Source organism: Deltaproteobacteria bacterium, from assembly GCA_030690165.1.
Classification (GTDB): domain Bacteria; phylum Desulfobacterota; class GWC2-55-46; order UBA9637; family UBA9637; genus JACRNJ01.
Genome location: JAUYHF010000060.1, coordinates 37,467 through 61,731, shown reverse-complemented (window position 1 = coordinate 61,731; position 24,265 = coordinate 37,467). Strand labels below are relative to the sequence as shown.

The window sequence follows — 24,265 nt, the reverse complement described above, 5'->3', positions numbered from 1 at the left end:
TCCTTGACTATCCTTACTGCCTGTGCATAATTCTCTATTGTGGCTCTTTGAGTCATGGGGTATCCTCCTTTTGTTTTGGTATTGGCTTACCATGGAGATACCCCTTTCTTGCTTCTGACACAAGAAATAATACATTACCCTTTTATCTTTGGCTGGATTTCTTATTATAAAAATGCTATGCTTAAATCATAAGCAAGGGAGGTGATTAAGATGAAGAGATTTATGCTTAGAAGGATAGCCCATTGCAGTGACGGCTGCCATACATTGTCCCGGGCATGACACTAAACTACCCGTTTTTATTTTTGGGCCCTTGTCTAAAAAATACAGGGGAAGGTCGTTATTATGGGCAGATTAAAAAATCAATTGATTGCAAAATTATTCACAAGGTTTCCTGCCCTTGTGGAACGATGGGTCAAAAAGGCTGCCCCATGGAAGGTTGAAGGTGTTCCATGGTCGCCTCTTACAAAACCTCTCAAGACCTGCAAGATAGCCATTGTTACTACTGCCGGTGTTCATCTGAAAACACAAAAACCATTTGATATGAAAGATACAAATGGCGACCCTGCCTATAGAGATATTCCGCTATCTACCCCCACAGAACAATTAATGATAACCCATGATTATTATGACCACAGGGATGCGGATAAGGATATAAATATTGTCTTCCCCATTGACCGCCTTAAAGAGTTGAAAGACGTAGGGGAGATAGGCGGCATTGCAGAGACAAACTACGGTTTTATGGGGCATATAGACGGCGGTCATATCTGGACACTTATAAATGAAACTGCTCCAGGAGTTGCAGAAAAGTTAAGGACACAAAATATTGATGCGGTTCTTTTAACCCCCGGCTGAGGCCTCTGCAATCGGTCCGTTGGGCTGATACAGAGGGAGATAGAAAAACAGGGGATACCAACAATAAGTATTTCCATTGTACGCAAGTTCACAGAGGAAATAAGACCACCAAGGGCTGTATTTTTGAAATGGCCGCTGGGACATCCGCTGGGAGAACCGCACAATATTAAACAGCAGAGCATGGTTTTGAGAAAAGCCTTTGAGTCGCTGGCGGATATAAAAGAGCCTGGAACTATTATAGATCTTCCCTACAGATGGCGGAGATATGAAGATATGGGACTGCCTAATCCGAAAAATTAAATCCCTTTATCAGCAGCGCAGGCACAATATTTGCTCCAACATCGCTCCATGGTATGGGGAATGCCTGCCTCTCGCAAGATATTGCCTCTACTCTTGAAAACGCCTCTAATATTGATTCTGTAAACCTCATATCCTCAACCGGATATTTTATTTTCCCATCTTCAATATAAAATGTCCCATCCCTTGTCATACCTGTCATTGAGGCAGCTCTGGTATCCAGAAGGCCATTTACATAATGAAACCTTGTTACAAGAATGCCTCTCTCAAGCAGTGATACCATTTCTTCAACAGTATGTTTGCCTTCCTTTATAAAGACATTTGATGGAAATGCCCCTTCAATATCCTCTGGTATAAGCGCATGGCCTGTTGTTTCCCTTCTGCATTTTTTTGCCAGAAATGTGTCGTATGCTACAGACTTTGCCACGCCGTTTTTTACAATATCCAGACCCCGCTTTTTCACACCTTCAAAATCAAATGGCACAGGAAAACCGGAAGGATCATTGCCGTCGTCGTATATTGTTATCTTTTTATCCATTATTCTTTTGCCCATATTGCCGCGCATAAAACTTGTGCCGTCAATAAATGCGCCTGCGCCAAAACCTATATAGATAAGCCATTCAAGGATTTCATTTACAGCAGCGGGTTCAAGGATTACTGTATATTGACCAGGTTTTAGTTTTCTTGCCTTTTGTTTGAGAATGGTTTTCCCCATTGCAACGGAAAGAAGTTTTTCTGTGTCAATATTTTTTGCATTGCGTTCAAACTGGCTTGCAAAACCAGATGCAAAAACAGATGAAGTTATAAGGCTTATGTGCGCGGATGTAAATGGCTTATATGCAGTTAAACCATTTGAATTTACAATGCCTATCTCGGTTTCCAGAGTTGAAAATGCTCCGCCAATTTTAATTTTGGCTCCCTGCTTAAGGCTTGCATGGCCAAGTTTTATAAAAATATCCTTAAGCGTCTTTATCTTATCCGGTATTGTAAAATTTGCAGTCTCAGAGTAATGTGTTTTTATCTCTGAATATTTACAAGGCTCTGGCAGGCAGTCAAAAAATTTAAGAGGCCTTGTTTGTTTTGCAATGGTAATTGCCTTATTCATGCATCTCCTCAGGTCATCTCCATGCAGGGAATTTGTAGATGCCATGCCCACTTGTTTGCCCAATAAAACCCTGAAGTAAACCGTCCTGTTCGATTCCATTACATTCTGCATGACTGCTGAGTTTGCAAATCTTGTAGTAGAGCCGTGGCTGCCGACATAAAGTGTCTCAGCCTGCCCAGCGCCATTTTTCTTCGCCTCTCGCGTTAGATTTTTTAGCAACTCTACTACCCTATCCCTGCCTAACATTTTATTACTCCCACCTTCACTTTACGGAATCTTGCCGGCGCAGCCCCATGCCCGACTGATATGCTCTGAACTGGATCTCCTTTGCCGCAGCTATCCAAACCATACATCTGCCATTCCTCTTTGCCGCATATTGCATTGCATGATTTCCAGAACTCCGGTGTTATGCCTGAATAGAGAGGATTTTTAAGGGGTCTTGTTATTTTACCCCTTTTAATCTCCCATCCTATCTCCATGCCAAATTGAAAATTGAGTCTCAATGTGTCTATACTCCAACTCTTGTTTGTCTCAAGGAGGATGCCGTCTTTTGTGTCTGCTATTAAATCATTTAAACTGCCTTTTTTTGCTGGTTCAAGATTTATATTGCTCATTCGTATAATCGGGATGTTGCTCCAACCATTTGCCCTGACACTGCCATTGGACCCCTGCTTACTGCCTGCAGGGGCAGGCTTCTTGCCAAAAGATTTTGCTGTTTCCTTAGATGTAAGAAAATTTATAAATCTGCCGTTTTTTATAATTTCAACCCTTCTTGCCTTTGTCCCTTCATCATCATAAAGATAACTTCCGACGCCTCCCTCAATTGCCGGGTCAGCATAAATATTAACAATATCAGAGCCTACCCTCATACCAAGCTTATCAGGCGTAAGAAATGTCCCTCCAGCAAGGCTTATCTCCATTCCCATTGCCCTGTCAAGCTCAACTGCATGGCCTATGGACTCGTGTATCTGTAAAGCTACCTGCGAACCGCCGAGGATAACTGTCTTTTCTCCTGCCGGATATTCATCAGCCTTAAGCAGCATGAGCGCCTCGTCAATTATTCTTGGCACATTCTGCATGATATCCATTTCAATAATCCGCTCATAGCCTCCCTGCCTAAAGATACCGTTATGAGAATCAGGGAATGACCTTATCTGAACATCTTTGCCATCCATTGCTATAACCTTTATGCCGGCGCCGCTTGAAAAAATCTCTTGCTCGATAAAACTCCCTTCTGTGTTTAAAAATATCTTATGCGTTTTATGAAAATCCAGAAAGCCCTCAATGGTGTGTATCTTCTTATTATTGAGGCTAATTGATGTTGCCTTAAGAATTGGGGACAGCCTTTCTTCAATAGGGATTGTAAAGGGGTCAATCTGGCAGGGCGCTTTATATTTGATTTTAACAGGCGGGTTCTTATGTATTAAATTTTGCATTTTGCATTTTGCATTTTGCATTGTCGTATATATTGCCTTTGCCTGCAAAAACGCATCATCCGCCATCTTTCGCGCCTCTGTCTCTGTCAAAAGCGAACTTGCGGCAAATCCCCATGCGCCCTTATACAAAACCCTTATGCCAAAGCCCGTATCAAGATTATCCCAGAGCCTGTCTATCTCTCCAGCTCTTGCCATTACCCCCTCTGATATGCATTCCTCAAGCCGTATGTCCGCATATTCAACACCTCTTTTTTTGAGATAAGAGATGGTGTGTTGAAGGATTGGGATGAAGGTATTTTTTGGCAATGTGGTGATTGTCATCATTGAATCCATAAAATTAAGAGTTTTGAGTATATCAAATTTACTTAAAGAATGGTAAGGGATTGCTATACCTTCACCATTGTTATCCCCGAGTGATTCTATCCCCTGCAAGGGAATTAGGGGACGGATATGGTTTTAATAGATGACAAAATAATTGCCTTACATTATGACCGTCTTAATGGATATAAATTAGTTAGATCTGCAAAACTTGCCATACTATAAATACCTTGGATAACGGATTATTGACAATTAGTCTTTATGTGGTAAATTGTGGTCTAAGTTTAATAAATTTTAATATTGCAAGTGGTTATAATTTTGGAGAAGGCGTAAGCAAAGACAAAAAACATTACTTGTCGTAGGAATTAAAAAAACAGAGTATGTGATAATGTGGTTGGACAAATACAGCGATATATGGGCTATGTAAAAGAGGAGTTGGCATATGAGAAATAATGTGTTTTGCATCGTTAGTAGAATCACAAGCCAGACGGTCAATTGACAAGAAAGTAGACCTGTCCCCGATATTTTATGAATCAAACCCCAGAACAAATAGCCCGTGATAATATTGACAAGCATTTAATAGCTTGCGGATGGATCATTCAAAGCATTAAGCAAGTTAATTTGAATGCAGGTATTGGTGTAGCTGTCAAAGAATATTCGACAGATGTTGGCCCTGCTGACTATGTATTGTTTGTAGATGGCAAACCTTGCGGTGTAATTGAAGCAAAGCGCGAGGAAGAAGGACACCGAATTAATGTTCATGAAGGGCAAGTTGAAGAATATGCAAATGCCAAACTCAAACATCTCAAAAATGAGCCTTTGCCATTTGTGTATATCAGCACTGGCGAAGTAACAAGGTTTACTGACTTTACAGACCCCAAGCCAAGGGCAAGGGAAGTATTCAGTTTTCACCGGCCTGAGACATTGATCACCTGGGTAAAAAGAGATAAATCGCTGCGCAAAAGACTTCTTGATCTACCAGTTCTAAAAACAGACGGCTTACGGGAATGCCAAATAAAAGCCATCAACAATTTAGAAACCTCTTTTAAAGAGAATCGTCCAAGGGCATTGATACAAATGGCAACAGGTTCAGGAAAAACCTTTACTGCCATTACCTTCGTATATCGTTTGTTGAAATTTGCCAAGGCAAAGAGAGTCTTGTTTCTGGTGGATACTAAAAACCTTGGAGAACAGGCTGAGCAGGAATTTATGTCCTACGTGCCCAATGATGATAACAGAAAATTCACAGAGCTATATAGTGTTCAGCGTTTAAAATCAAGCGCCATAGCCACCGACAGTCAGGTTTGCATCAGCACAATTCAACGCCTGTATTCAATTTTAAAAGGGACAGAGCTGGAGGAAAGCGCTGAAGAAGAAAACCCAAATGAACGGAGATGGCAGCCCAAAGAAATTCCGCCGATTGAATATGATGCTAAAATACCGATCGAGTTTTTTGATTTTATTGTCATTGACGAGTGCCACCGCAGTATTTACAACCTATGGAAACAGGTATTGGAATATTACGATGCCTTTGAAATAGGCTTAACCGCCACACCGGACAAGCGAACTGTCGGTTATTTCAATCAGAATATAGTCAGTGAATATTCCCATGAAATGGCTGTTGCCGATGGTGTAAATGTAGGTTATGAGGTTTTTATCATTGATACCAAAGTAACTCAGCAAGGGGCTACACTCTGGAAAGGTGAATATATTGAGCACCGTGAACGCCTGAGCCGTAAGAAACGAATGGAATTGCAGGACGAAGATGAAAATTATTCAAAACAGCAATTAGATAAAGATGTGGTGAATCCCAATCAGATAAGAACCATCATCCGGACTTTCAAAGAGCATTTACCAGACATTTTCAAAGACCGTTATGATAAAAACGGAAACTTTGAAGTGCCAAAAACATTAATTTTTGCCAAGACCGACAGCCACGCCAACGATATTATTGATATTGTAAGAGAAGAGTTTGCCGAAGAAAATAAATTCTGCAAAAAAATAACCTACACTGCCGAAGACCCCAAAAGCACACTGGCACAATTCCGCAACGATTATCACCCTCGTATTGCCGTAACAGTTGATATGATCGCCACAGGCACGGATGTAAAGCCATTGGAATGTCTGCTCTTTATGCGTGATGTTAAAAGCATCAACTATTTTGAGCAGATGAAAGGCAGAGGCACCCGAACCATTGATTTAGACAGCTTAAGGAAAGTTACACCCACAGCCCAATATACTAAAGACCATTTTGTAATTGTAGATTCCATTGGCGTAACCAAAAGCCTTAAAACCGACAGCCGTCCGTTGGAGAAAAAGCCTGGTGTGCCGTTGAAAGATTTATTACAAGCCGTTGCCGTGGGTGCAAGAGAAGAAGAATTGTTCACCTCGTTAGCCAGCCGCCTTACCCGATTAGACAAGCAGATTACCGAAAAAGAGAAAAAACAATTTGCCGAAAAGGCAAATGGCAAAACCGTTTCACAGGTAGTTAAAGATTTATTGAACGCCTTTAATCCTGATACGCTGGAAGAAATTGAAACCAAAGTTAGGGCGGAAAAAGCCGGTGCAGCACGCATAGAAATCGAAGCCGCTATAAAAGCTGAAATCGAAAAATTACAGAATGAAGCTTCCAAAGTTTTTACTGGCGATTTGAACGAATATATTGAAAATGTACGCAAGGCACATGAACAGCGAGTTGACCTGACCAATCCTGATGAAGTAATAAAAGTTGGCTGGGATAAAGACAATAAAAGGAAGGCAAATGAACTTGTAAATGGTTTTACCGAGTGGATGCAAGAACACAAAGACGAACTATTAGCATTGCAGATATTTTATAATCAGCCATTCCGCAGGCGTGAGCTTACTTACACAATGATAAAAGAGGTACTGGAAAAACTGCAACAGGATAAACCTACGCTTGCGCCAATGCATGTATGGCGGGCATACGAAGCGCTGGAGCAGTGCAACGGCTCACCAAGAAATGAACTGACCGCCATTGTTTCGCTCATCCGTAAAGTAAGCGGATTGGATAAAAGCCTTACGGCCTTTGATAAAACAGTGGACAAAAACTTTCAGGATTGGGTATTCAAAAAACAGGCAGGCGCCATCAAGTTTAATGAAGAACAGATGCAGTGGCTGCGCATGATAAAGGACTACGTGACCAATAGTTTTCATATCGAGAAGGATGATTTTGATTTAAACCCATTTAACGCCCAAGGCGGATTGGGCAAGATGTGGCAACTGTTTGGAGAGAAGACAGAGGAAATTATTAACGAATTAAATGAGGCGTTAGCGGCGTGATGAGAGAGATGAAAGAAATGCCTAAGCATTGGGAAGTTAAGAAGTTGGGGGAAGTCTGTGACAAAATAACTAAAGGTGGAACACCAACAACCTATGGTTTTGCTTTCGTTTCGAGTGGAATAAATTTTATCAAAATTGAAAATATTGAACACGGCAAGGTCAACCTTTCATCAATAAGAACTTTTATATCGGCTGACGCTCATAATTATCAGAAAAAATCAATGCTGGAGGAAAACGATTTATTGTTTTCTATTGCAGGAACTATAGGTGAAACTTGTTTAATAAAACAAGAATATTTGCCTGCAAATACAAATCAAGCATTAGCAATTTTAAGAGGTTATTACAAAAAAGTTCAACCACAATTTTTGACCTATCAATTAAGTTCTTTCATTTCGCAATATGTAAAATTAAAAGCGAGAGGCGGAGCAATGAATAATATTTCATTGGAAGATTTAAAAGGAATTGATTTGGTTGTCCCCCCGCTCCCCGAACAACAAGCCATCGTAGCAAAAATAGAAGAACTACTCAGCGATTTAGAAAACGGCAAACAACAACTGCAAACCGCACAACAGCAATTAAAAGTGTACAGGCAAAGTTTGTTGAAATGGGCGTTTGAGGGCAAACTCACCAATAAAAATGTGAAAGAGGGTGAATTGCCGAAGGGGTGGAAATCTTTAAAACTGAAAGATATCACACTTGAAAAAGAAGGATTAAGAAGAGGACCATTTGGAAGTGCTATCAAAAAAGAATTCTTTGTTCCGAAAGGTTATAAAGTTTACGAGCAAGGCAATGCAATTAATAACGACCCATATAGAGGAAATTATTATTTGAGTGAAGCAAAGTATCAAGAATTGATCAAATTTAAAGTAATTCCATTAGACTTAATTGTAAGTTGTTCAGGTGTTACACTTGGTAGAATTTGCGAAATTCCTGACGATGCTAAACCGGGCGTAATAAATCAGGCCCTTTTAAGAATACGCTTAAAACATAATTTAATTCTCAATAAGTATTTTGTGCTCCACTTTAGAGGTGCATTTTTTCAAAGAAAAATCTTTGATCAGTCACAAGGTACAGCAATGCCAAATTTAGTTGGAATAAAGGATTTTAAAGAAATAGAAATGCTAATACCTCCTATTGAACAACAACAGAAAATAATTGAAGAACTCGAAAGCAAACTCACCGTATGCGATAAGATAGAAGAAACCATCAGCCAAAGCCTGCAACAAGCAGAAACTCTGCGGCAGAGTATTTTGAAGAAGGCGTTTGAGGGGAGGTTGGTCAATTACGAATCGGGAAATACAAATGCGAATTAATAAAGAAATGAATCGCGGACAAATTATTTTCTATAAGAATAATGTAGAAGTCAGGCTGGATAAAGAAACCGTATGGCTGAGCCTGAAACAGATGGCGTATTTATTTGGACGGGACAAGTCTGCGATATCTCGTCATTTATCAAATGTGTTCAAAGAAAAAGAATTGATAAAGAATTCAGTTGTTGCAAATTTTGCAACAACTGCCGCAGATGGAAAAACATATCAAGTTGAATATTTTAATCTGGATGTGATTATTTCCGTGGGCTATCGGGTTAATTCAAAACAAGGCACTCAATTTCGTATCTGGGCAACGAATGTTTTACGCAAACATCTGGTTGACGGTTACACCATTAACGAAAAGCGGCTTAAGGCGCAGACTGACAAGATTAGGCAATTACAAAATGCAGTTAGGCTTCTTGGGAATGTCGCGTTATCAGATGGCGTATCAGATGAGGCTAAAGGAATTATCCAGATTATAACCGATTATTCCCGCGCCCTGGATATTCTGGACGATTTCGACCATGAACGGCTTTCTGTGCCCAAAGGAACAAAACAAACAAAATTTAAGATAACATATGAAGAAGCCAAAATAATTATTGCAACCATGCGAAATAAGTTTCGAGACTCCGCGCTGGTTGGACAGGAAAAAGATGCGAGCTTTAGAAGCTCTATCGGGACGATCTATCAGACATTTGGCGGCAAGGATGTTTATCCGACTGTTGAAGAAAAAGCCGCCCATCTGCTTTATTTTGTAACTAAGAATCATAGTTTTGTGGATGGCAATAAGCGCATTGCGGCGGCGCTTTTTATTTGTTTCCTCCAGAAAAATGACCTTTTGATCCGCGCGGATGGAAGCAGGAGGATAGATGATAACGCATTGGTCGCCTTAACATTGATGATAGCCGCGAGTAAGGCTGCGGATAAAGATATAATGATTAAAGTGCTTCTAAATTTATTGGCATAATAAATATTTAGTTAGGATACAATAAGCCGAAACTCTTTGTAAGGAGCGTAATTCGTAATTGAAAAATATGAGCAACAACACATCAAGTATAGTAAGCAAAGTATGGAGTTTCTGTAATCCCCTTCGTGATGTAGGTGTGGGTTATGGCGATTATTTAGAGCAGCTCACCTATCTACTCTTTTTAAAAATGGCTGATGAATACAGCAAGCCGCCGCATAATCGAAAACTAAATATTCCTAAGGCATTCAACTGGGAAAGCTTAACTGCCTTAAAGGGTGCAGATTTAGAATTACATTATGTCGCTTTACTAAGGGAGTTGAGTAAGCAAAAAGGAATATTGGGGCAGATATTTACCAAGAGCCAAAACAAGATTCAAGACCCTGCTATGCTGGCTAAAATAATAGATATGATCGACAGCGAACAATGGCTGGTAATGGGCGCTGATGTGAAAGGTGATATTTATGAAAAGCTGTTAGAGCAGAATGCACAAGATGTAAAGAGCGGCGCAGGGCAGTACTTTACGCCGCGCCCATTGATTCGTGCAATGGTAGAGTGTATTCAGCCACAACCAATGAAAACCTTCGCCGACCCGGCAAGTGGTACAGCCGGATTCTTTTTGGCAGAGTATGATTACATTGTAAATAACTATAAATTAGATAAAGAACAAAACAAGTTTTTGAAAAACTCAACTTTTTTCGGCAATGAAATTGTAGCCGCAACAAGGCGACTGGCTTTGATGAATATGTTTTTACACAACATAGGCGACATTGAGAGTGATAACTTTATTTCACCTGCCGATGCCTTAATAGCGGCGTCACCGATTACTTATGATTATGTCTTAACTAATCCGCCATTTGGTAAAAAGAGCAGTCAGACATTTACCAATGATGCAGGCGAACAAGAGAAAGATGATTTAACATACAACCGTCAGGATTTTTGGGCAACCACCAGCAACAAGCAATTAAACTTTGTTCAGCATATCCGCACCATGCTGAAAACTACAGGAAAGGCGGCGGTTGTCGTTCCCGACAATGTATTGTTTGAAGGCGGCGCAGGTGAAACAGTTCGTAAAAAGCTTTTGGAAACAACTGACCTGCATACTATTTTACGATTACCTACTGGTATATTTTATGCCCAGGGTGTAAAAGCAAATGTTATTTTCTTCGACAACAAACCTGCCAGCAAAGACCACTGGTCAAAAGAGATTTGGGTTTATGATTACCGGACTAATATTCATCACACCTTAAAGAAAAATCCGTTAAAACTTGACGATCTGAGAGATTTCATTTCTTGCTACAACCCCACAAACCGACATAAGCGCAAAGAGATATTTAATGCAGTATCAAATCTTGAAGGCCGTTGGAGAAAGTTCACTTATGATGAAATCATTGCAAGGGATAAAACCAGCTTAGATATCGCATGGCTAAAAGATAAATCACTGGCAGACCTTGATAACCTGCCTGATCCGGAAGAATTAGCCGAAGATATTATTGAAAACCTGGAAGCAGGATTGGAAAGTTTTAGAGAAATTATGGTGAAATTAAACACAAAATAGAAGGCCTACCCATTCTATCTCAAGCATGAAGTTAAGCTTAACACCTAATTAAATGAAAAAAGAAATTAACAAGGATCTATAATATAAGGAATAGATATTGTGCTATCCTGAGATTTTTGATAGCTTAAAAACCATGTCTGAAAAAACAGTAATGGGTCAAGATAAAGGTGTCCGGGTTCTCCGGGTGAAGAGCCTGCCCATTGAATTGTACATGATCTTAAAAATAGAAAATTTAGTGCATAGCGGCGGAGAAGCCAAATTCGTGATTGGCGAAGGTCTTGTGCAGGTTAACGGAGAAGTAGAAACCAGGAAAAGAAAAAAGATTTATTCCGGAGATATTGTTTCTTTTGCCAATGTGCAGGTTCAGGTCTTTCCGAGTTAATCTCCCAACAGCTTCTTGAATATCCATTACCTTCATGGCTGCAATCAATGCCCCCTTAATACCGCCACTATCCCGCCTTTCTGCGCCACATTTACAATCTTTTTCTGTGATGCCCTGCCGAGGATGCCGATGCCTTCGGGTGTCCCTGCCAATCCATACACAGTATAAAACTCCTCAAACACAATATCGCCATGTTCATCAATTGCAGGAAATGTTCTTGTGGATACCCTTCTATATTCCTGCGCAACCCATTTGCCAAATTCAGCGCATCCTCTGCCAATCATCTCATCCCAATGAGGTTGTGTCGCATCCCTTCCAATGACTATGCCGTATCCGCCGTAGCCGCGGTTTGGCTTGAGTATAAGGCTGTCTTTGTTCTTCCTTATATAATTCAATAGCTCCACATTTTTGCCCTCAGGCGAGTCTGTCCGTATGTCTCTTATAATCTTTGTCCATGGAATATGCCTTAATATACCCGTATTCCTGAGTGTCTTAAAAACCTGCGCAAATCTTTTATCCCTCAATACCTCCCAGCAGCTTTTGTGGTCAATCTCTCCGGCAATAGATGATATGACCTGATTTTTCTTGAAAGCAGTTTTCATGGCATTTAAGTGCGTACCCTTACCCATCTTGAACAGCTCAACGAGCTCAAAATCGCGGTATATTATATCAATCTCGTGGTTTTTATAATATATCTCATCTCCCTTTAAATACAATTCCCTTGGGTCAACCATATATGTCTTCATCTCGCATTTTTTGCCGAATTTTTTATTGTAAAACTCTGCAAGGGATGGAAACTCTGTAATGCCTGATGTAAGGGTTTTATCCTCTGCAAATGCAATATTAAGGCCCTTTCTGCCAAGCGCCTCTGCCTGATGCAATATTTCATGGCACAGGAGTGTGCGTATGTCTTCATTCTTCTCAAGCACTATATTTTTATTTATCTTTCTCAATCGCGGCAGGACAATCTTTGTAATCAACTCCTCTGCTGTCGGCGCATAGTGATTGCCGCCGACTGCTACTGAGTTGTCTTCAAAAAATGTAATGGTCTCCTTCCAGTCAGGGTGATAGATGTCAAAGTGAAAGTCCAGTCTGCTCCAAATGCCGCGCGTCTTTCTGTGCGCCTTTGTCCAAGTATCCTTTATCCAGATTTCCTCTTCCTCTGTCAGAGGCAAAATCTCCCTCACCTCCGGATACTCAAGATAGAGGTCTATGAGTTTTGACAGGGCATTTTTTATAACAAGGCATGTATTATGGAGATATCTTATTTGTTCAGGGGTCGCAACAAGGGGAAGGGGGAGGAGATTTATCACATCATACCGCCCTTCGCGCTCATAGGTGAAACCTCTTTCCCTGGAGGCATGATATATTTCTTTGAAAATGGTTTTGATTTCTTTCTCAGGAATGCCAAGAAAAGCGCGCCTTAAATCGCAATCCCAGTGCTTTAGCTTGTGGATTTCTTTCAATCCTCTTCAACCTCTACAAAGTTTTCTTTGGATGCGCCGCAATCAGGACATTTTTCAGGCGGGGATCCGCATTGGCCGTGGCAGGTATGAATATAGCCGCAGACAAGACATTTGTAAATCAATTCCATTTCCATAACCATACCTCCTCAAGAGTATTGCTCTTTAAGCCAGCAGTTCTATCACATGAACCACCTTTGTATTTGCGCCAAGTTGGTGAAGCCCGTCCTTAATCTGAATCATGCAGCCGGGGCAGGCTGTTGCAACAATTTGAGCGCCTGTATTCTTTATGTCCTCTGCTTTTTTTCTGTTTATCTCCATTGAAAAGTCATAGTCTGTGATATTAAAACTGCCGCCAAGGCCGCAGCATCTGCACGGATGGCTCATTTCTTTAAGCTTAGCCCCTGACATCTCTATAAGCTTTCTTGGCTCATCTGCTATATCCTGCCCCCTTCTTAAATGGCATGGGTCGTGGTAAGTAACCACAGATTTGAGATTTGCAATTTGCAATTTGCAATTTGCAATTTGCAATTCATTTACCAACAATTCTGTTATATCTCTAACCTTTTCAGAGAAGGCTTCAACCCTTTCATGGTATTCATCTGACAGAAGTTCTTTAAATCTCCTTTTCAAGCCATCGCCGCAGGTTGCGCAGGCAGTGGTTATATAATCAAGCTCGTATTGCTCAAATGCCTCAAGGTTCTTTAAGGCAAGGGACTTTGCTGTCTCCACATCGCCCATGCCGAGCGCAGGCATGCCGCAGCAGCGCTGATCAAGCGGCACAACAACAGATGCGCCAGCCTTTTCCAAAAGTTTTAAAGATGCATCGCCAATATTAGGCAGCATATAATTGATGAGGCAGCCTGCAAAAAAACCGACACGAGGCCGTGAACTATCTTTTTTACTCCTGACTTCTGACTTCTCACTTATGCTATCCAGAAAAAATCTTTCTGCCAATGGCGGCACAAGGCGCCTTTCATCTACAAGAGGCAAAGGGAATCTCCTGTGCAGACCGCTCTCTTCCGGGATGCCTTTCAATAAAAACCCCTGAAGCTTTGACGCAAACTTCATGGCAGCCGGCATAAGTTTCTCTGAATCAAGGATATTTTTTAGTATAAAGGATTTTGCAAAAGGCAGGCCATTCTCATTCGCAATCTCTGCCCTTGCTGCAAGGATTATGTCCGGCACATTCACGTCATTTGGGCAGGCTTTCTGGCACGCCATGCATTGGACACATTCATTCATGTGCTTTATAAAACACTCTGAAATTCCTATCTCTTTATTCAAATACGCATCGCAGAGAGCCACCTTTCCCCTTGCGCTGGCAGGCTCTCTATGAACTACGTCAAAGGTAGGACACACGCTCCTGCATGTGCCGCACAGGACGCATTTATTGATTTCGTCTGTAAGCTGTTTTAAGTCCTTCATATATACGCCTTTATAAAAATGGAATTACTAGAAAATACTCTGGATATGCGTTTATTATACCTTAATAGCGCACAAAATGCAGTGCCTTATCTATAATTCTTAATAAACTATTTTCCCAGAACCTCAGCAAATTGTTTGATCATTCCCTCCCGAAGCTGCAAGCCTATCCACTCATATTCATCAATACCATCAGGTTTTTTTAAGGAATCAATGTCCTTTGGATAGACAGGCCTCCCAAAACTTACCGTTATCTTGACCGGTCTCGGCAACCAGGCGCCCATGGGAAGTGCGGTGAAGGCTCCCTCAATTATTGTCGGTATAAGCGGCGCATTGAGTTCTTTAGAGAGAATACCAACACCTTTTTTAAAGGCCATCAGTTTGCCGTCAATTGATCTTCCTCCTTCAGGAAAAAGGCAGAGGGCATTGCTGTTTCTCAGTACAAAACCGCTGAGTTGCATGGCCCTGTACAGATATGCCTCAGGATTGATTGGTATGATATGGGCAAGCCTTGCAAAAGCCTTTGTAGCCATATTGTCAAAATATTCCTGAATAGCAACAAAATAAAGATTGTAGAAAATATTGAACGGCACTGCAGAGGCAACAACAAAACCATCCACAAGACTAGTGTGGTTTGGCGTGATTATATAAGGCGGCTGAGGCAGGTTCTCTATCCCCCTGACCTCCAGCCGAAAGACCACTTTTGATATTGCCTTTAAAATGACAAGCCCGGATGTCAAAAAAATCTTTGAGATAACTCCTTGGTTCAGTCCAACCCTGTCCTTATCTTCTTCATCAGGCTCTGCCTCAAAAACCTTTGGCCACCGGTTAACCTTGACCCGTTCTGCAGGCGTGCCTTTAAGCTCCAGAAGTTTTTTTATGAGATCTCGTACACTTATAACCTCAGTGCCAAAACCTTCTGGAAGTTTTGTGCCAAATATCTCTTCCATTGCAACTACCAACTCCACCCTCTGCAGAGAATCAATACCGAGGTCAAGCTCCAGATTGTCATCAAGGTTGATAATCTCATTTTTTGTGACACCCTTTAGATATGTGATCATCTTCCGGACAGAAGGGTCTTGCATAATAACCCGGTCTTCGGCAGATATTTGCTTTATCTCTTGCTTCTTTTTCCCTTGTAAAAATTCCTTTACCATGAATCGCCGTATCTTGCCGAGAGATGTTCTGGGAAGAGTCTCTGTTACAATCCTGTAGCCCATAATCCGTTTATAGGAAGGCAGTTTTGAGGATAGCACATTTATCTCCCGCTTGATTACCTCATTCAGATTGGCAATCTTCTGCTCTTTTAAATAATCAAAGTTAGGCACAATTACAGCCTGCAGGTGATCTGTAACCCCACTCTTATTTTCGACCCCGATTACACATATCTCTTTTATAAACGGCGTGACAAGATAGAGTTTCTCAATTTCTTCCGGATAGATATTTTTCCCTGAGCTCAAAACGATTACCTCTTTAAATCTGCCTGTTATATAAAGGTATCCATCTTCATCTTTATACCCGGAATCCCCTGTCAGGAGCCAGCCGTCTTTTATTACCTTATCCGTCTCTTCGGCATTCAGATAATAGCCTTGCATGACTATCGGACCTTTGATAGCTATCTCACCAACCCTATCTTTGTCCGGGTTTAATATCCTTATTTTAACCTTTGGTATTGGCAGGCCCACTGAACCGATTTTGGGCTTGTTTTCAGGATTTAATGCAGCAACCGGAGATGTTTCTGTCAGTCCATAGCCTTCAATGATAGTGAAACCAAGAGAAAAAAACCCCCTGCCCACATCCGGGTCAAGCTTTGCGCCTCCGGATGCAAAGAATCGTAAGCCAGTACCGAGGTTTTTATGCACCTTGCTAAAAATAATTTTCCCCAAATTAAGCCCTGTTATTTTCCTAAAAAAATCACATACATAAGCCAGCCCTTTCAAAATGGGATTTTCCATCTTTGAATGAATTCCTCTTAACAGCATTTCAAAAAGCTGCGGCACGCCTATAAAAATAGTGATTTTGCACTCTCTCATTGTCTTAACTATCTCAGGCCCTTTTAGTATGGTTAGATAGGTAACCGTTGCTCCTGCGATAAGCGGCGTGAGCAAGGTTGTCATAAATGGATATGTGTGGTGAAGGGGTAATACACCAAGCACATTATCATCTCTTGATATAAGACCAGCCTCTATAATGCTCAAGGCATCGAAGCAAAAGTTTTTATGGCTGAGCATGACCCCTTTGGGAATACCTGTTGTCCCCGAGGTGTAAACTATGGAGGCAATATCTGTTTCATTAACCTCCGGAAGATTAAACTTTTTAGAGCTTTGGTTGTAATGACAGATATCTAAGAATTCCTTACTATTAAGATTTATTATCCTTACCATGAGGTCTTCGGCTGCTTTTAATGTCTTATCTCCATTTTCTTCAGAGATAAGAATCACCCTGCCTTGAGAATGTGTAAGGATATTTTTTACCTCTTCTGTCTCAATCTGAGCGTCAATAGGCACTGCAACAGCGCCTGCCATCATAAGCCCCATGTAGGATATTCCCCATTCAGGACAGGTTCTTGAATAAATAGCAATCCTATCGCCCTTTTTGACGCCTTGGGAAATTAAAAATGCTGCAACATTTTTAGCTCTGGCTAATAATTCTCCATAGGTGCAGCATGCGTATCCGCCATTAACATTCACCTGAAGCGCAACCTTTTCAGGAGAGAACAATGCAGATTTTTCAAAAGCTTGAGGTATGGTATATGTTTCTGGCATCAAAACTCCTAATGCGCTATCGCTCATTGAAAAATGAAAACCATTCCTTTAAATTTTGCATTTTTCAATTTGCAATCTTCATTTTGCATTTGTTACGTTAGGCCCGCCACCCCTAACAAAGCTCAATATCATAGTGCCTAAAATAAAAAATACGGCTATGGAGAGGATGGCCGGCCTCTGGCTTCCAAAAGCAGAAGACAAAAAGCCGAAAACCAACGGCCCTATTATAGCTGATGATTTTCCAACAAGGGAATATATGCCGAAATATTCGCTTTCTTTTTCTTGTGGAATAAACTGCATATAAAAAGCACGCGTTGCCGCCTGAACAGTGCCAAGGCCGAGACCGGCAAAGGTGGCTATGCCCCAGAACTGTGTTTTGGTTTGCACAAAAAATGCTGCCATTACCACTATGCTCCACATGATAAGAGATGTGATAACAACCGTCTTTGGCCCCCAAACGTCAATCGGTTTTGCCATGATGAATGCGCCGATAAGAGCCGTAACCTGAACGACAATATACAAAACTATCAATTCCTGTGGCTTAAAACCAAGGGTTGCGGCTGCAAAAAGGCTTGAGAATATTATTACGGTATTGATGCCGTCCTCATATATTAAATAGGCAAGAAGGAATTTTCTTGTTTCTTTTCTATTCCATAATTCCTTCAATGTCGCAATGGTATATCTTACACCCGTTGTACCGGCCTTGATTAAAGATACATTGTTTCTCTTGTCCGATGGGAGAAAGATAAAGGCAGGAAGGGAAAATACCAAAAAAAAGAGCGCTACCATGAACCATACAAGCTCAAAACTGCCTGCCTTTACAAAAGGTATGGCAATGAGAAGGGAGATAATAGAGCCCGCATATCCTGTTCCAAAGCCCCATGCCGAGACTCTCCCATGGTATTCCTTATGAACTATCTCAGGAAGAAATGAATTATAAAATACAAGACCGCCCTCCATGCCAATATTAGCAACCAGAATCATGAAAAAGCCTCCCATAATCATTCCCTTGTCTAATAGAGAAAAACCTGCTATTGCACATATGCTCAAAGCAGTGTAAAGCAGGAGAAGCCTCTTCCGGAGCCCAACATAATCTGCAATGCCTCCGAGGAAAGGAGAGCTGATGGCTATTACTGCCATGCTCAGGGATATGGCCCTGCCCCACCACAAATCCCCATTACCGTTCTCATTACCCACTACGATATTGGCATAATAGACTGGAAAAACCACTGCGGCAATGACTGCGGAATAGCTGGAATTGGCAAAATCGAACAGACACCAGCTCAGGATAGATTTTTTGTCAAGCTGTCGGCTAATCGCCATATTTTCTTGTTATTGAGGAAATATCTTTCCAGGATTCAATATCCCCTTTGGGTCTAAAGCATGTTTTATCTTTTTCATTATATCTATCGCAAGTTGGCTCAATTCCATTCCTATATACGGCATCTTGGTTGTGCCAATCCCATGCTCGCCTGAAATGGTTCCGCCAAGACTAATTACAAGCTCAAATATCTCTTTTACAGCCTCTTCTGCCCTGTTAAGCTCATCCTTAAGAGACTTATCAATCATAATGTTCACATGGATATTTCCGTCGCCTGCATGGCCGAAGTTGGCATTGGTCAGATTGTATTTTCCCGCAATCCGCCTTATACCGATTATCGCATCAGGGATTTTGCTCCTCGGCACAACAATATCCTCGTTTATCTTGTTTGGCTTTAGTTTTGCCAATGCCGGCGATATAGAGCGGCGCAACTGCCAGAGTTTTTTCACCTCCCTTTTATCTCCGGCGATCCTTACCTCCTTCGCTCCATTATCAAGACATATCTTCTTAATGGTCTCTGCCTGATTTTCCACAAGTTCCTTACCTCCATCCACTTCTATCAAAAGAAGCGCATCAACATTATCCGAAAGTCCCATACCTGAATAATCTTCAACACATTTTATACTGTCTTTATCCATAAACTCCAGTGTTGAAGGAATAATCTTTGAAGAAATTATCTTTGAAACAGTTTTGGCTGCATCCCGCATATCGGTAAAAACCGCAAGCATGGTCTTTGTAGCCTCCGGCAGAGCGAGAAGTTTCAATATAATCTTTGTAATAATGCCTAATGTGCCTTCTGAACCGACCATCAATTTTGTCAAGTCATACCCTACAACGGCTTTTATAGTCTGAGCGCCTGTGTTTATTATCCCGCCGGTAGGTAGAACAACCTCAAGCCCCAGGACATAATCTTTTGTAACGCCATATTTCACAGCCCTCGGCCCGCCCGCACATTCTGCTACATTTCCGCCGATAGTGCAGAATTTAAGGCTTGACGGGTCAGGCGGATAGAACAGGCCGAGCCTTTCCACCTCCTCCTGCAAATCCCCTGTAACAACTCCGGGCTCAACAATGGCAATGAGATTATCAGCATCAACCTTCAGGATTTTATTCATCCTCTCAAGAGATACAACTACCCCGCCCTCAACCGGCAAAGAACCTCCTGAAAAACCTGAGCCTGCGCCGCGGGGAATAACAGGAAATACCTCTTTATTGGCCAGCTTTAAAATAATGGATATCTCTTCAGCGCCTTTGGGGAAAACAACCGCATCCGGCAGGAACTTTTGGTTTGTCGCATCGTAGGAATAACAGATAAGGTCTTCCCTGTCAGTGGAAATATTTTCCTTGCCGACGATATTGATCATCTCTGTTATGATGTTTTTGGAAAGCATGGTATTAATAATAGCATATTGAAAGGGTGATATAAAGAGATGATACGGGGGTTGTCCATGAGTCTCTTTTTTTAAGCCTTGACAAAATAGGGATGAATAGGGTAGGATGCGGCAATTATAATATTTGGCGCATAATTATAGTGTGTTTGCCCACAGGAGGATTCATTGAAAAAGATAATATTCATAGAGCCAAAACCGCCGGATTTTCATATATTCAGCAAGATGCCTCTGCCAAGGCTTGGCACCGTTCTTCTTGGAACAGTGCTTAAGGAAAAGGGATACGATGTCAGGAGTTATGTAGAGGCAGTCGGGGAATTAGATCTGGAGGATGTGCTTACAGCGGACGCTGTCGGCATATCAACGATTACATCTACATCTTCACGGGCATACGAGATAGCGAGAATTGTGAAAAAGGCAGGAATACCTGTTTTTATGGGAGGAGCTCATGTCACATATATGCCTGACGAGGCGCTGGAGGTATGCGATTATGTGCTGCGCGGAGAGGCAGATGAGACTATAGTAGATTTTATAAAGGCGCTTGAAACAGGCATGGGATTTGAGGCTATTACAGGACTTTCTTACAAAAAAAACGGAGAGACAATTCACAATAAGACAACCAGCTATTGCAAGGACATGGACAAGTTTCCATGCCCGGATTTCTCAATAGTCAAAGGCCTTGAAAAAGAGGCGCGCAAAAAGTTATCGATAACGCCGATAATGACATCCAGAGGATGCCCCTACGATTGCAGCTTTTGTTCTGTGACAGGGATGTTCGGCCAGAAATACAGGTTCAGGAGCAAAGAAAGTGTAATAGAAGAGCTCCAGCTTAACAAAGATAACGGTGGGAAATGGGTCTTCTTTTATGATGATAATTTTTCGGCGGACAAAAAAAGGACAAAGGAACTCTTAAGGCTTATGATAGAAAAGGGCCTGACCCCAAAATGGACTGCCCAGGTCCGGGTTGATGTTGCAAAAGACCCTGAACTTCTTGACCTTATGAAAAGGTCAAACTGTCATACTGTTTATATAGGTTTTGAATCTGTAAACCCGGAGACATTAAAGGCGTATAACAAAAAGCAGTCTGTTGAGGATATTAAAGCCTGTATAAAAAAACTCCATGACCACGGTATCCGCATCCATGGGATGTTTGTATTTGGTTCAGATAATGATACAGTTGAAACTATACAGCAGACTGTTTCTTTTGCAAAAAAGAACAACATTGAGTCTGTTCAATTCATGATACTTACACCGCTGCCGGGCACCGGCTTTTTCCGTGAAATGGAGAAACAGAACAGATTTATAACAAAGGACTGGAGCTTATATGATGCGCACCATGCTGTATTTGAGCCTAAGAAGATGACATACCATGAGCTTCAGGCTGAAACCGTTAAGGCAACCGCCAGATTTTACTCCATAGGTCAGATAATAAAAAGGGCCGTCAAACTGCACATGTTCAATGTGTCAATTAAGATATATGGTAGAAACCTTACAAAAAAATGGGCAAAGAAGAACGAATATTTTCTTGAATATACCAAGGCCATTACTGAAAAGGGCAAACAGATAGAACTGGCCGCTAAAAATACGGCAGAGGACATAAAGGAAAGGTTCAGGCAGCTTGAAATAAGCGGTGTACTGGCAAGGTTAAATACAGCAAAAACAAATTTGAAGTGGTAATAATTATGAAAACACAGACATTCCGCACCCCATCTCCAAAATATAGTGGCCAGTGGTCAGTGGTCAGAAAAGGTCTAATGAGGTTGGTTTTGTTTTTACTGGTCACTGCTTCTCCTGCCTTCGCCATTGAAGGCGGTATAACTGCCGTCCATTCACAGGATAAAACTATTCTTGCCACAGCCATGGAAAAGCAGGAAGAAGAGAACAACAGCGGGCAGGATGCAGTTCCCGATAAGGAGCAGTATCTTCAAAGGCTTGATGATTTGACTGCTGAAACTCCAGACGATGAGATAGAAGAAGAAATAACCTATGATGTGCCTGTTGTTGTAAATGATAAGGTTGAGTTCTTCATAAAGTATTTTCAAACACGCGGTAGAAAATATTTCGAAAAATGGCTTGCCAGGTCTGAGATGTATCTTCCTATGCTTAAGGATATATTCAGGCAAAACGGCCTTCCTGAAGACCTGACCTATCTTGCCTTGATAGAGAGCGGCTTTAATCCCAATGCCAGGTCAAGGTCAAGGGCTGTCGGGATGTGGCAGTTTATGAAATGGACAGGGAAGAAATACGGCCTGAAGGCAGACTTGTGGGTAGATGAAAGAAAAGATCCGGAAAAAGCCACACGGGCTGCCGCAAAATATCTCAAAGACCTATACGGCATATTTAATTCATGGCACCTTGCGGCAGCAAGTTATAATGCAGGAGAAGGCCGCATCTTGCGGGCTATGAAAAAACATAAGACGGATGATTTCTGGATTGTTGCAAAACAGAAAAAGACATTAAAGAGGGAAACAAGGGATTATATACCAAAATACATCGCTGCCATGATTATTGCCAAAGAACCCGCAAAATATGGCTTTACAGACATGGAATATCAACCCCGGATTGCTTACGATAAGATTGTCATCCCAGGTGCAACAGATTTAAGGGTTATTGCAAATGCGTGTGAGTGCCCTGTTGAAGACATAAAGGAATTGAACCCGGAACTTTTAAAATGGTTTACCCCCCCGAACTACCCGGAATATGAGATAAAATTGCCAAAGGAAAAGGCCGGGGTATTTCAAGCAAATTTTATAGTAATCCCTCCGCAGGAACGGCTTAACTTTTTAGTGCATACGGTAAAAAAAGGCGAAACCCTTTCGCTTATAGCAAAAAAATACGGCGCATCCATTGATTCTATCCTGTATCTGAACAAACTAAAAAGCGCAAAATATGTGAAGGTTGGCATAGAGATAGTGATTCCTGTAAGGCCTAAAAAGATGGCCGCTCCGGTAACTGCCTCATCCAATCCAAGAGGCTAACTGTCGTGAGACCGCATCAAATTTCTAATTCATAATTTCTAATTCTAAATCCTATGATTTCAGTTGAAGCAGCGCTTGAAATAATCTTAAGCGGGATAAAACCCCTTGGCATGGAGAGAATAAATATCCTCTCCTCGCTCGGAAGGGTTTTGGGCGAGGATATAACTGCCTCTACAGACAATCCACCGTGGGATAATTCTGCAATGGACGGTTATGCCTTAAGGGCAATTGATACAAAAACGGCATCAAAGGACAAACCTATAATCCTTAAAGTTATAGAAGACCTGCCGGCAGGTTATACGGCAAAAAAGACTATTAAAAAAGGCGAGGCAATAAGGATAATGACAGGGGCGCCTATGCCAAAGGGCGCTGATGCAGTGCTGATGGTGGAGGATACGGAAAAGTCAGAAGTCAAAAGTCAAAAGTCAGAAGTAAAAATATTTAGAGAAGCAAAGCTTGGGGACAATATAAGGAAAGCAGGAGAGGATTTCAGGAAAGGCGATATTGTTTTAACAAAAGGCATAAGTATACGGCCTGCTGAAATAGGTATGCTTGCAGCAGTCGGCAAGCCTGTTATCTATGTGCATCAAAGGCCAAAGGTTGCTGTGCTTTCAACAGGGGATGAACTGGTTGAGATAGATGAAACGCCAACAGACGGCAAGATAAGAAATAGCAACAGCTATGCTATTGCCGCTCAAGTAAAGACATACGGCGCAATCCCTGTTCAACTTGGCATAGCCAGAGACAATAAAAAAGACCTTCGGGAAAAACTTGAGTTTGGCCTGACAGCAGACTGCATTGTATCATCCGGCGGCGTTTCTGTGGGAGATTTTGACTTTGTAAAGGATGTTCTGAAGGAAATGGGTTCCGAGATGAGATTCTGGAAGGTGGCAATGAAACCCGGTAAACCCCTTGCATTTGGCGTTATCGGAGGCAAACCTGCATTCGGCCTGCCGGGAAATCCTATTTCATCAATGGTTGCATTTGAACAGTTTGCAATGCCTGCCATTTTAAAGATGATGGGAAAAAGAGAGATTTTTAAGAGGGTATTTGATGCGCTGCTTACCAAACCTATAAAGAAAAAACCAGGGAGGGTGCATTTTGTAAGGGCGGCGCTTGAACAAAAGAATGGCCAATTTTACGCTGCGCCTCTGGAGGGCCAGGGTTCAGGCATATTGAGCAGCATGGTAAAAGCCAATTGCCTTATAATTCTCCCGGAAGATGCCAAGGATATAGAAAAGGACAGCAAGGTAAAGGTTCAGATGCTGGATCATGGTTTTTTATATCAGGATAAGCCTGGATATTAAGCAACATTCTTAAGAATGTTGAATTGGAAATTGCAAATTGAAGAGTGAAAATTTTAAAACAAAAGCGAACCAATTTATAATTTAATATTTACAATT

Annotated in this window: 18 protein-coding genes; 10 read left to right on the top strand and 8 right to left on the bottom strand. The window is 41.5% G+C overall.

Annotated features, from left to right (window positions below; all coding sequences use genetic code 11):
• Window positions 1-342: 342 nt before the first annotated feature.
• A complete protein-coding gene (locus Q8P28_10255) occupies window positions 343-852 on the top strand; it encodes a glycine/sarcosine/betaine reductase selenoprotein B family protein (protein ID MDP2683158.1) in 510 nt (169 codons plus the stop codon).
• A 123-nt stretch (window positions 853-975) separates the two neighbouring features.
• Window positions 976-1,152, top strand: coding sequence for a hypothetical protein (locus tag Q8P28_10250; GenBank protein ID MDP2683157.1), 177 nt, complete (start codon window positions 976-978; stop codon window positions 1,150-1,152).
• Here Q8P28_10250 and Q8P28_10245 read toward each other — a convergent pair.
• Window positions 1,136-2,500 carry a TldD/PmbA family protein gene (locus Q8P28_10245; GenBank protein MDP2683156.1) on the bottom strand — a complete coding sequence of 455 codons (1,365 nt, stop codon included), beginning with the start codon at window positions 2,498-2,500 and terminating at the stop codon, window positions 1,136-1,138. The two genes, Q8P28_10250 and Q8P28_10245, sit on opposite strands and share 17 nt — an antisense overlap.
• Complete coding sequence (locus tag Q8P28_10240) at window positions 2,494-4,014, bottom strand: TldD/PmbA family protein (protein MDP2683155.1); 1,521 nt, start codon at window positions 4,012-4,014, stop codon at window positions 2,494-2,496. The genes Q8P28_10245 and Q8P28_10240 overlap by 7 nt, the downstream gene beginning before the upstream one ends.
• Window positions 4,015-4,536: 522 nt before the next feature.
• On the opposite strand from Q8P28_10240, the gene Q8P28_10235 reads away from it, so the two are divergent.
• From Q8P28_10235 to Q8P28_10215, 5 genes are all read left to right on the top strand, one after another.
• On the top strand, window positions 4,537-7,308 hold the full coding sequence (locus tag Q8P28_10235) for a type I restriction-modification enzyme R subunit C-terminal domain-containing protein (protein ID MDP2683154.1): 2,772 nt from the start codon (window positions 4,537-4,539) through the stop codon (window positions 7,306-7,308).
• Complete coding sequence (locus tag Q8P28_10230; GenBank protein ID MDP2683153.1) at window positions 7,308-8,621, top strand: restriction endonuclease subunit S; 1,314 nt, start codon at window positions 7,308-7,310, stop codon at window positions 8,619-8,621. Before Q8P28_10235 ends, Q8P28_10230 begins: the two co-directional genes overlap by 1 nt.
• The gene (gene rhuM / locus Q8P28_10225; protein ID MDP2683152.1) at window positions 8,611-9,585 is read left to right on the top strand and encodes a RhuM family protein; all 975 of its coding nucleotides are present in this window, start codon (window positions 8,611-8,613) and stop codon (window positions 9,583-9,585) included. The genes Q8P28_10230 and rhuM overlap by 11 nt, the downstream gene beginning before the upstream one ends.
• A 67-nt stretch (window positions 9,586-9,652) precedes the next feature.
• Window positions 9,653-11,140, top strand: a complete 1,488-nt coding sequence (locus Q8P28_10220; protein ID MDP2683151.1) for a class I SAM-dependent DNA methyltransferase — start codon at window positions 9,653-9,655, stop codon at window positions 11,138-11,140.
• Between the two features lie 151 nt (window positions 11,141-11,291).
• Window positions 11,292-11,522: an RNA-binding S4 domain-containing protein gene (locus Q8P28_10215; GenBank protein MDP2683150.1), complete on the top strand. Its 231-nt coding sequence runs from the start codon at window positions 11,292-11,294 to the stop codon at window positions 11,520-11,522.
• Window positions 11,523-11,566: 44 nt separating this feature from the next.
• Here the strand turns inward: Q8P28_10215 and Q8P28_10210 are convergent, their stop codons facing one another.
• The 6 genes from Q8P28_10210 to Q8P28_10185 form a co-directional block, all read right to left on the bottom strand.
• The gene (locus Q8P28_10210; GenBank protein ID MDP2683149.1) at window positions 11,567-12,988 is read right to left on the bottom strand and encodes a hypothetical protein; all 1,422 of its coding nucleotides are present in this window, start codon (window positions 12,986-12,988) and stop codon (window positions 11,567-11,569) included.
• Window positions 12,985-13,122, bottom strand: a complete 138-nt coding sequence (locus Q8P28_10205; protein ID MDP2683148.1) for a hypothetical protein — start codon at window positions 13,120-13,122, stop codon at window positions 12,985-12,987. Before Q8P28_10205 ends, Q8P28_10210 begins: the two co-directional genes overlap by 4 nt.
• Window positions 13,123-13,150: 28 nt before the next feature.
• On the bottom strand, window positions 13,151-14,413 hold the full coding sequence (locus tag Q8P28_10200) for a (Fe-S)-binding protein (protein ID MDP2683147.1): 1,263 nt from the start codon (window positions 14,411-14,413) through the stop codon (window positions 13,151-13,153).
• Window positions 14,414-14,520: 107 nt separating this feature from the next.
• Entirely contained in the window at window positions 14,521-17,175 is a 2,655-nt protein-coding gene (locus tag Q8P28_10195; GenBank protein MDP2683146.1) for an AMP-binding protein, read from the bottom strand.
• 78 nt (window positions 17,176-17,253) lie between these two features.
• Complete coding sequence (locus tag Q8P28_10190; protein MDP2683145.1) at window positions 17,254-18,498, bottom strand: MFS transporter; 1,245 nt, start codon at window positions 18,496-18,498, stop codon at window positions 17,254-17,256.
• Window positions 18,499-18,507: 9 nt separating this feature from the next.
• On the bottom strand, window positions 18,508-19,887 hold the full coding sequence (locus Q8P28_10185; GenBank protein ID MDP2683144.1) for an FAD-linked oxidase C-terminal domain-containing protein: 1,380 nt from the start codon (window positions 19,885-19,887) through the stop codon (window positions 18,508-18,510).
• A 165-nt stretch (window positions 19,888-20,052) separates the two neighbouring features.
• Here Q8P28_10185 and Q8P28_10180 point away from each other — a divergent pair, with 165 nt between their 5' ends.
• From Q8P28_10180 to Q8P28_10170, 3 genes are read left to right on the top strand one after another with little or no spacing between them, the layout of a single operon-like run.
• Complete coding sequence (locus tag Q8P28_10180; protein ID MDP2683143.1) at window positions 20,053-21,561, top strand: radical SAM protein; 1,509 nt, start codon at window positions 20,053-20,055, stop codon at window positions 21,559-21,561.
• Between the two features lie 5 nt (window positions 21,562-21,566).
• Complete coding sequence (locus tag Q8P28_10175; protein ID MDP2683142.1) at window positions 21,567-22,862, top strand: transglycosylase SLT domain-containing protein; 1,296 nt, start codon at window positions 21,567-21,569, stop codon at window positions 22,860-22,862.
• Between the two features lie 53 nt (window positions 22,863-22,915).
• A complete protein-coding gene (locus tag Q8P28_10170) occupies window positions 22,916-24,169 on the top strand; it encodes a molybdopterin molybdotransferase MoeA (protein ID MDP2683141.1) in 1,254 nt (417 codons plus the stop codon).
• Window positions 24,170-24,265: the final 96 nt, after the last annotated feature.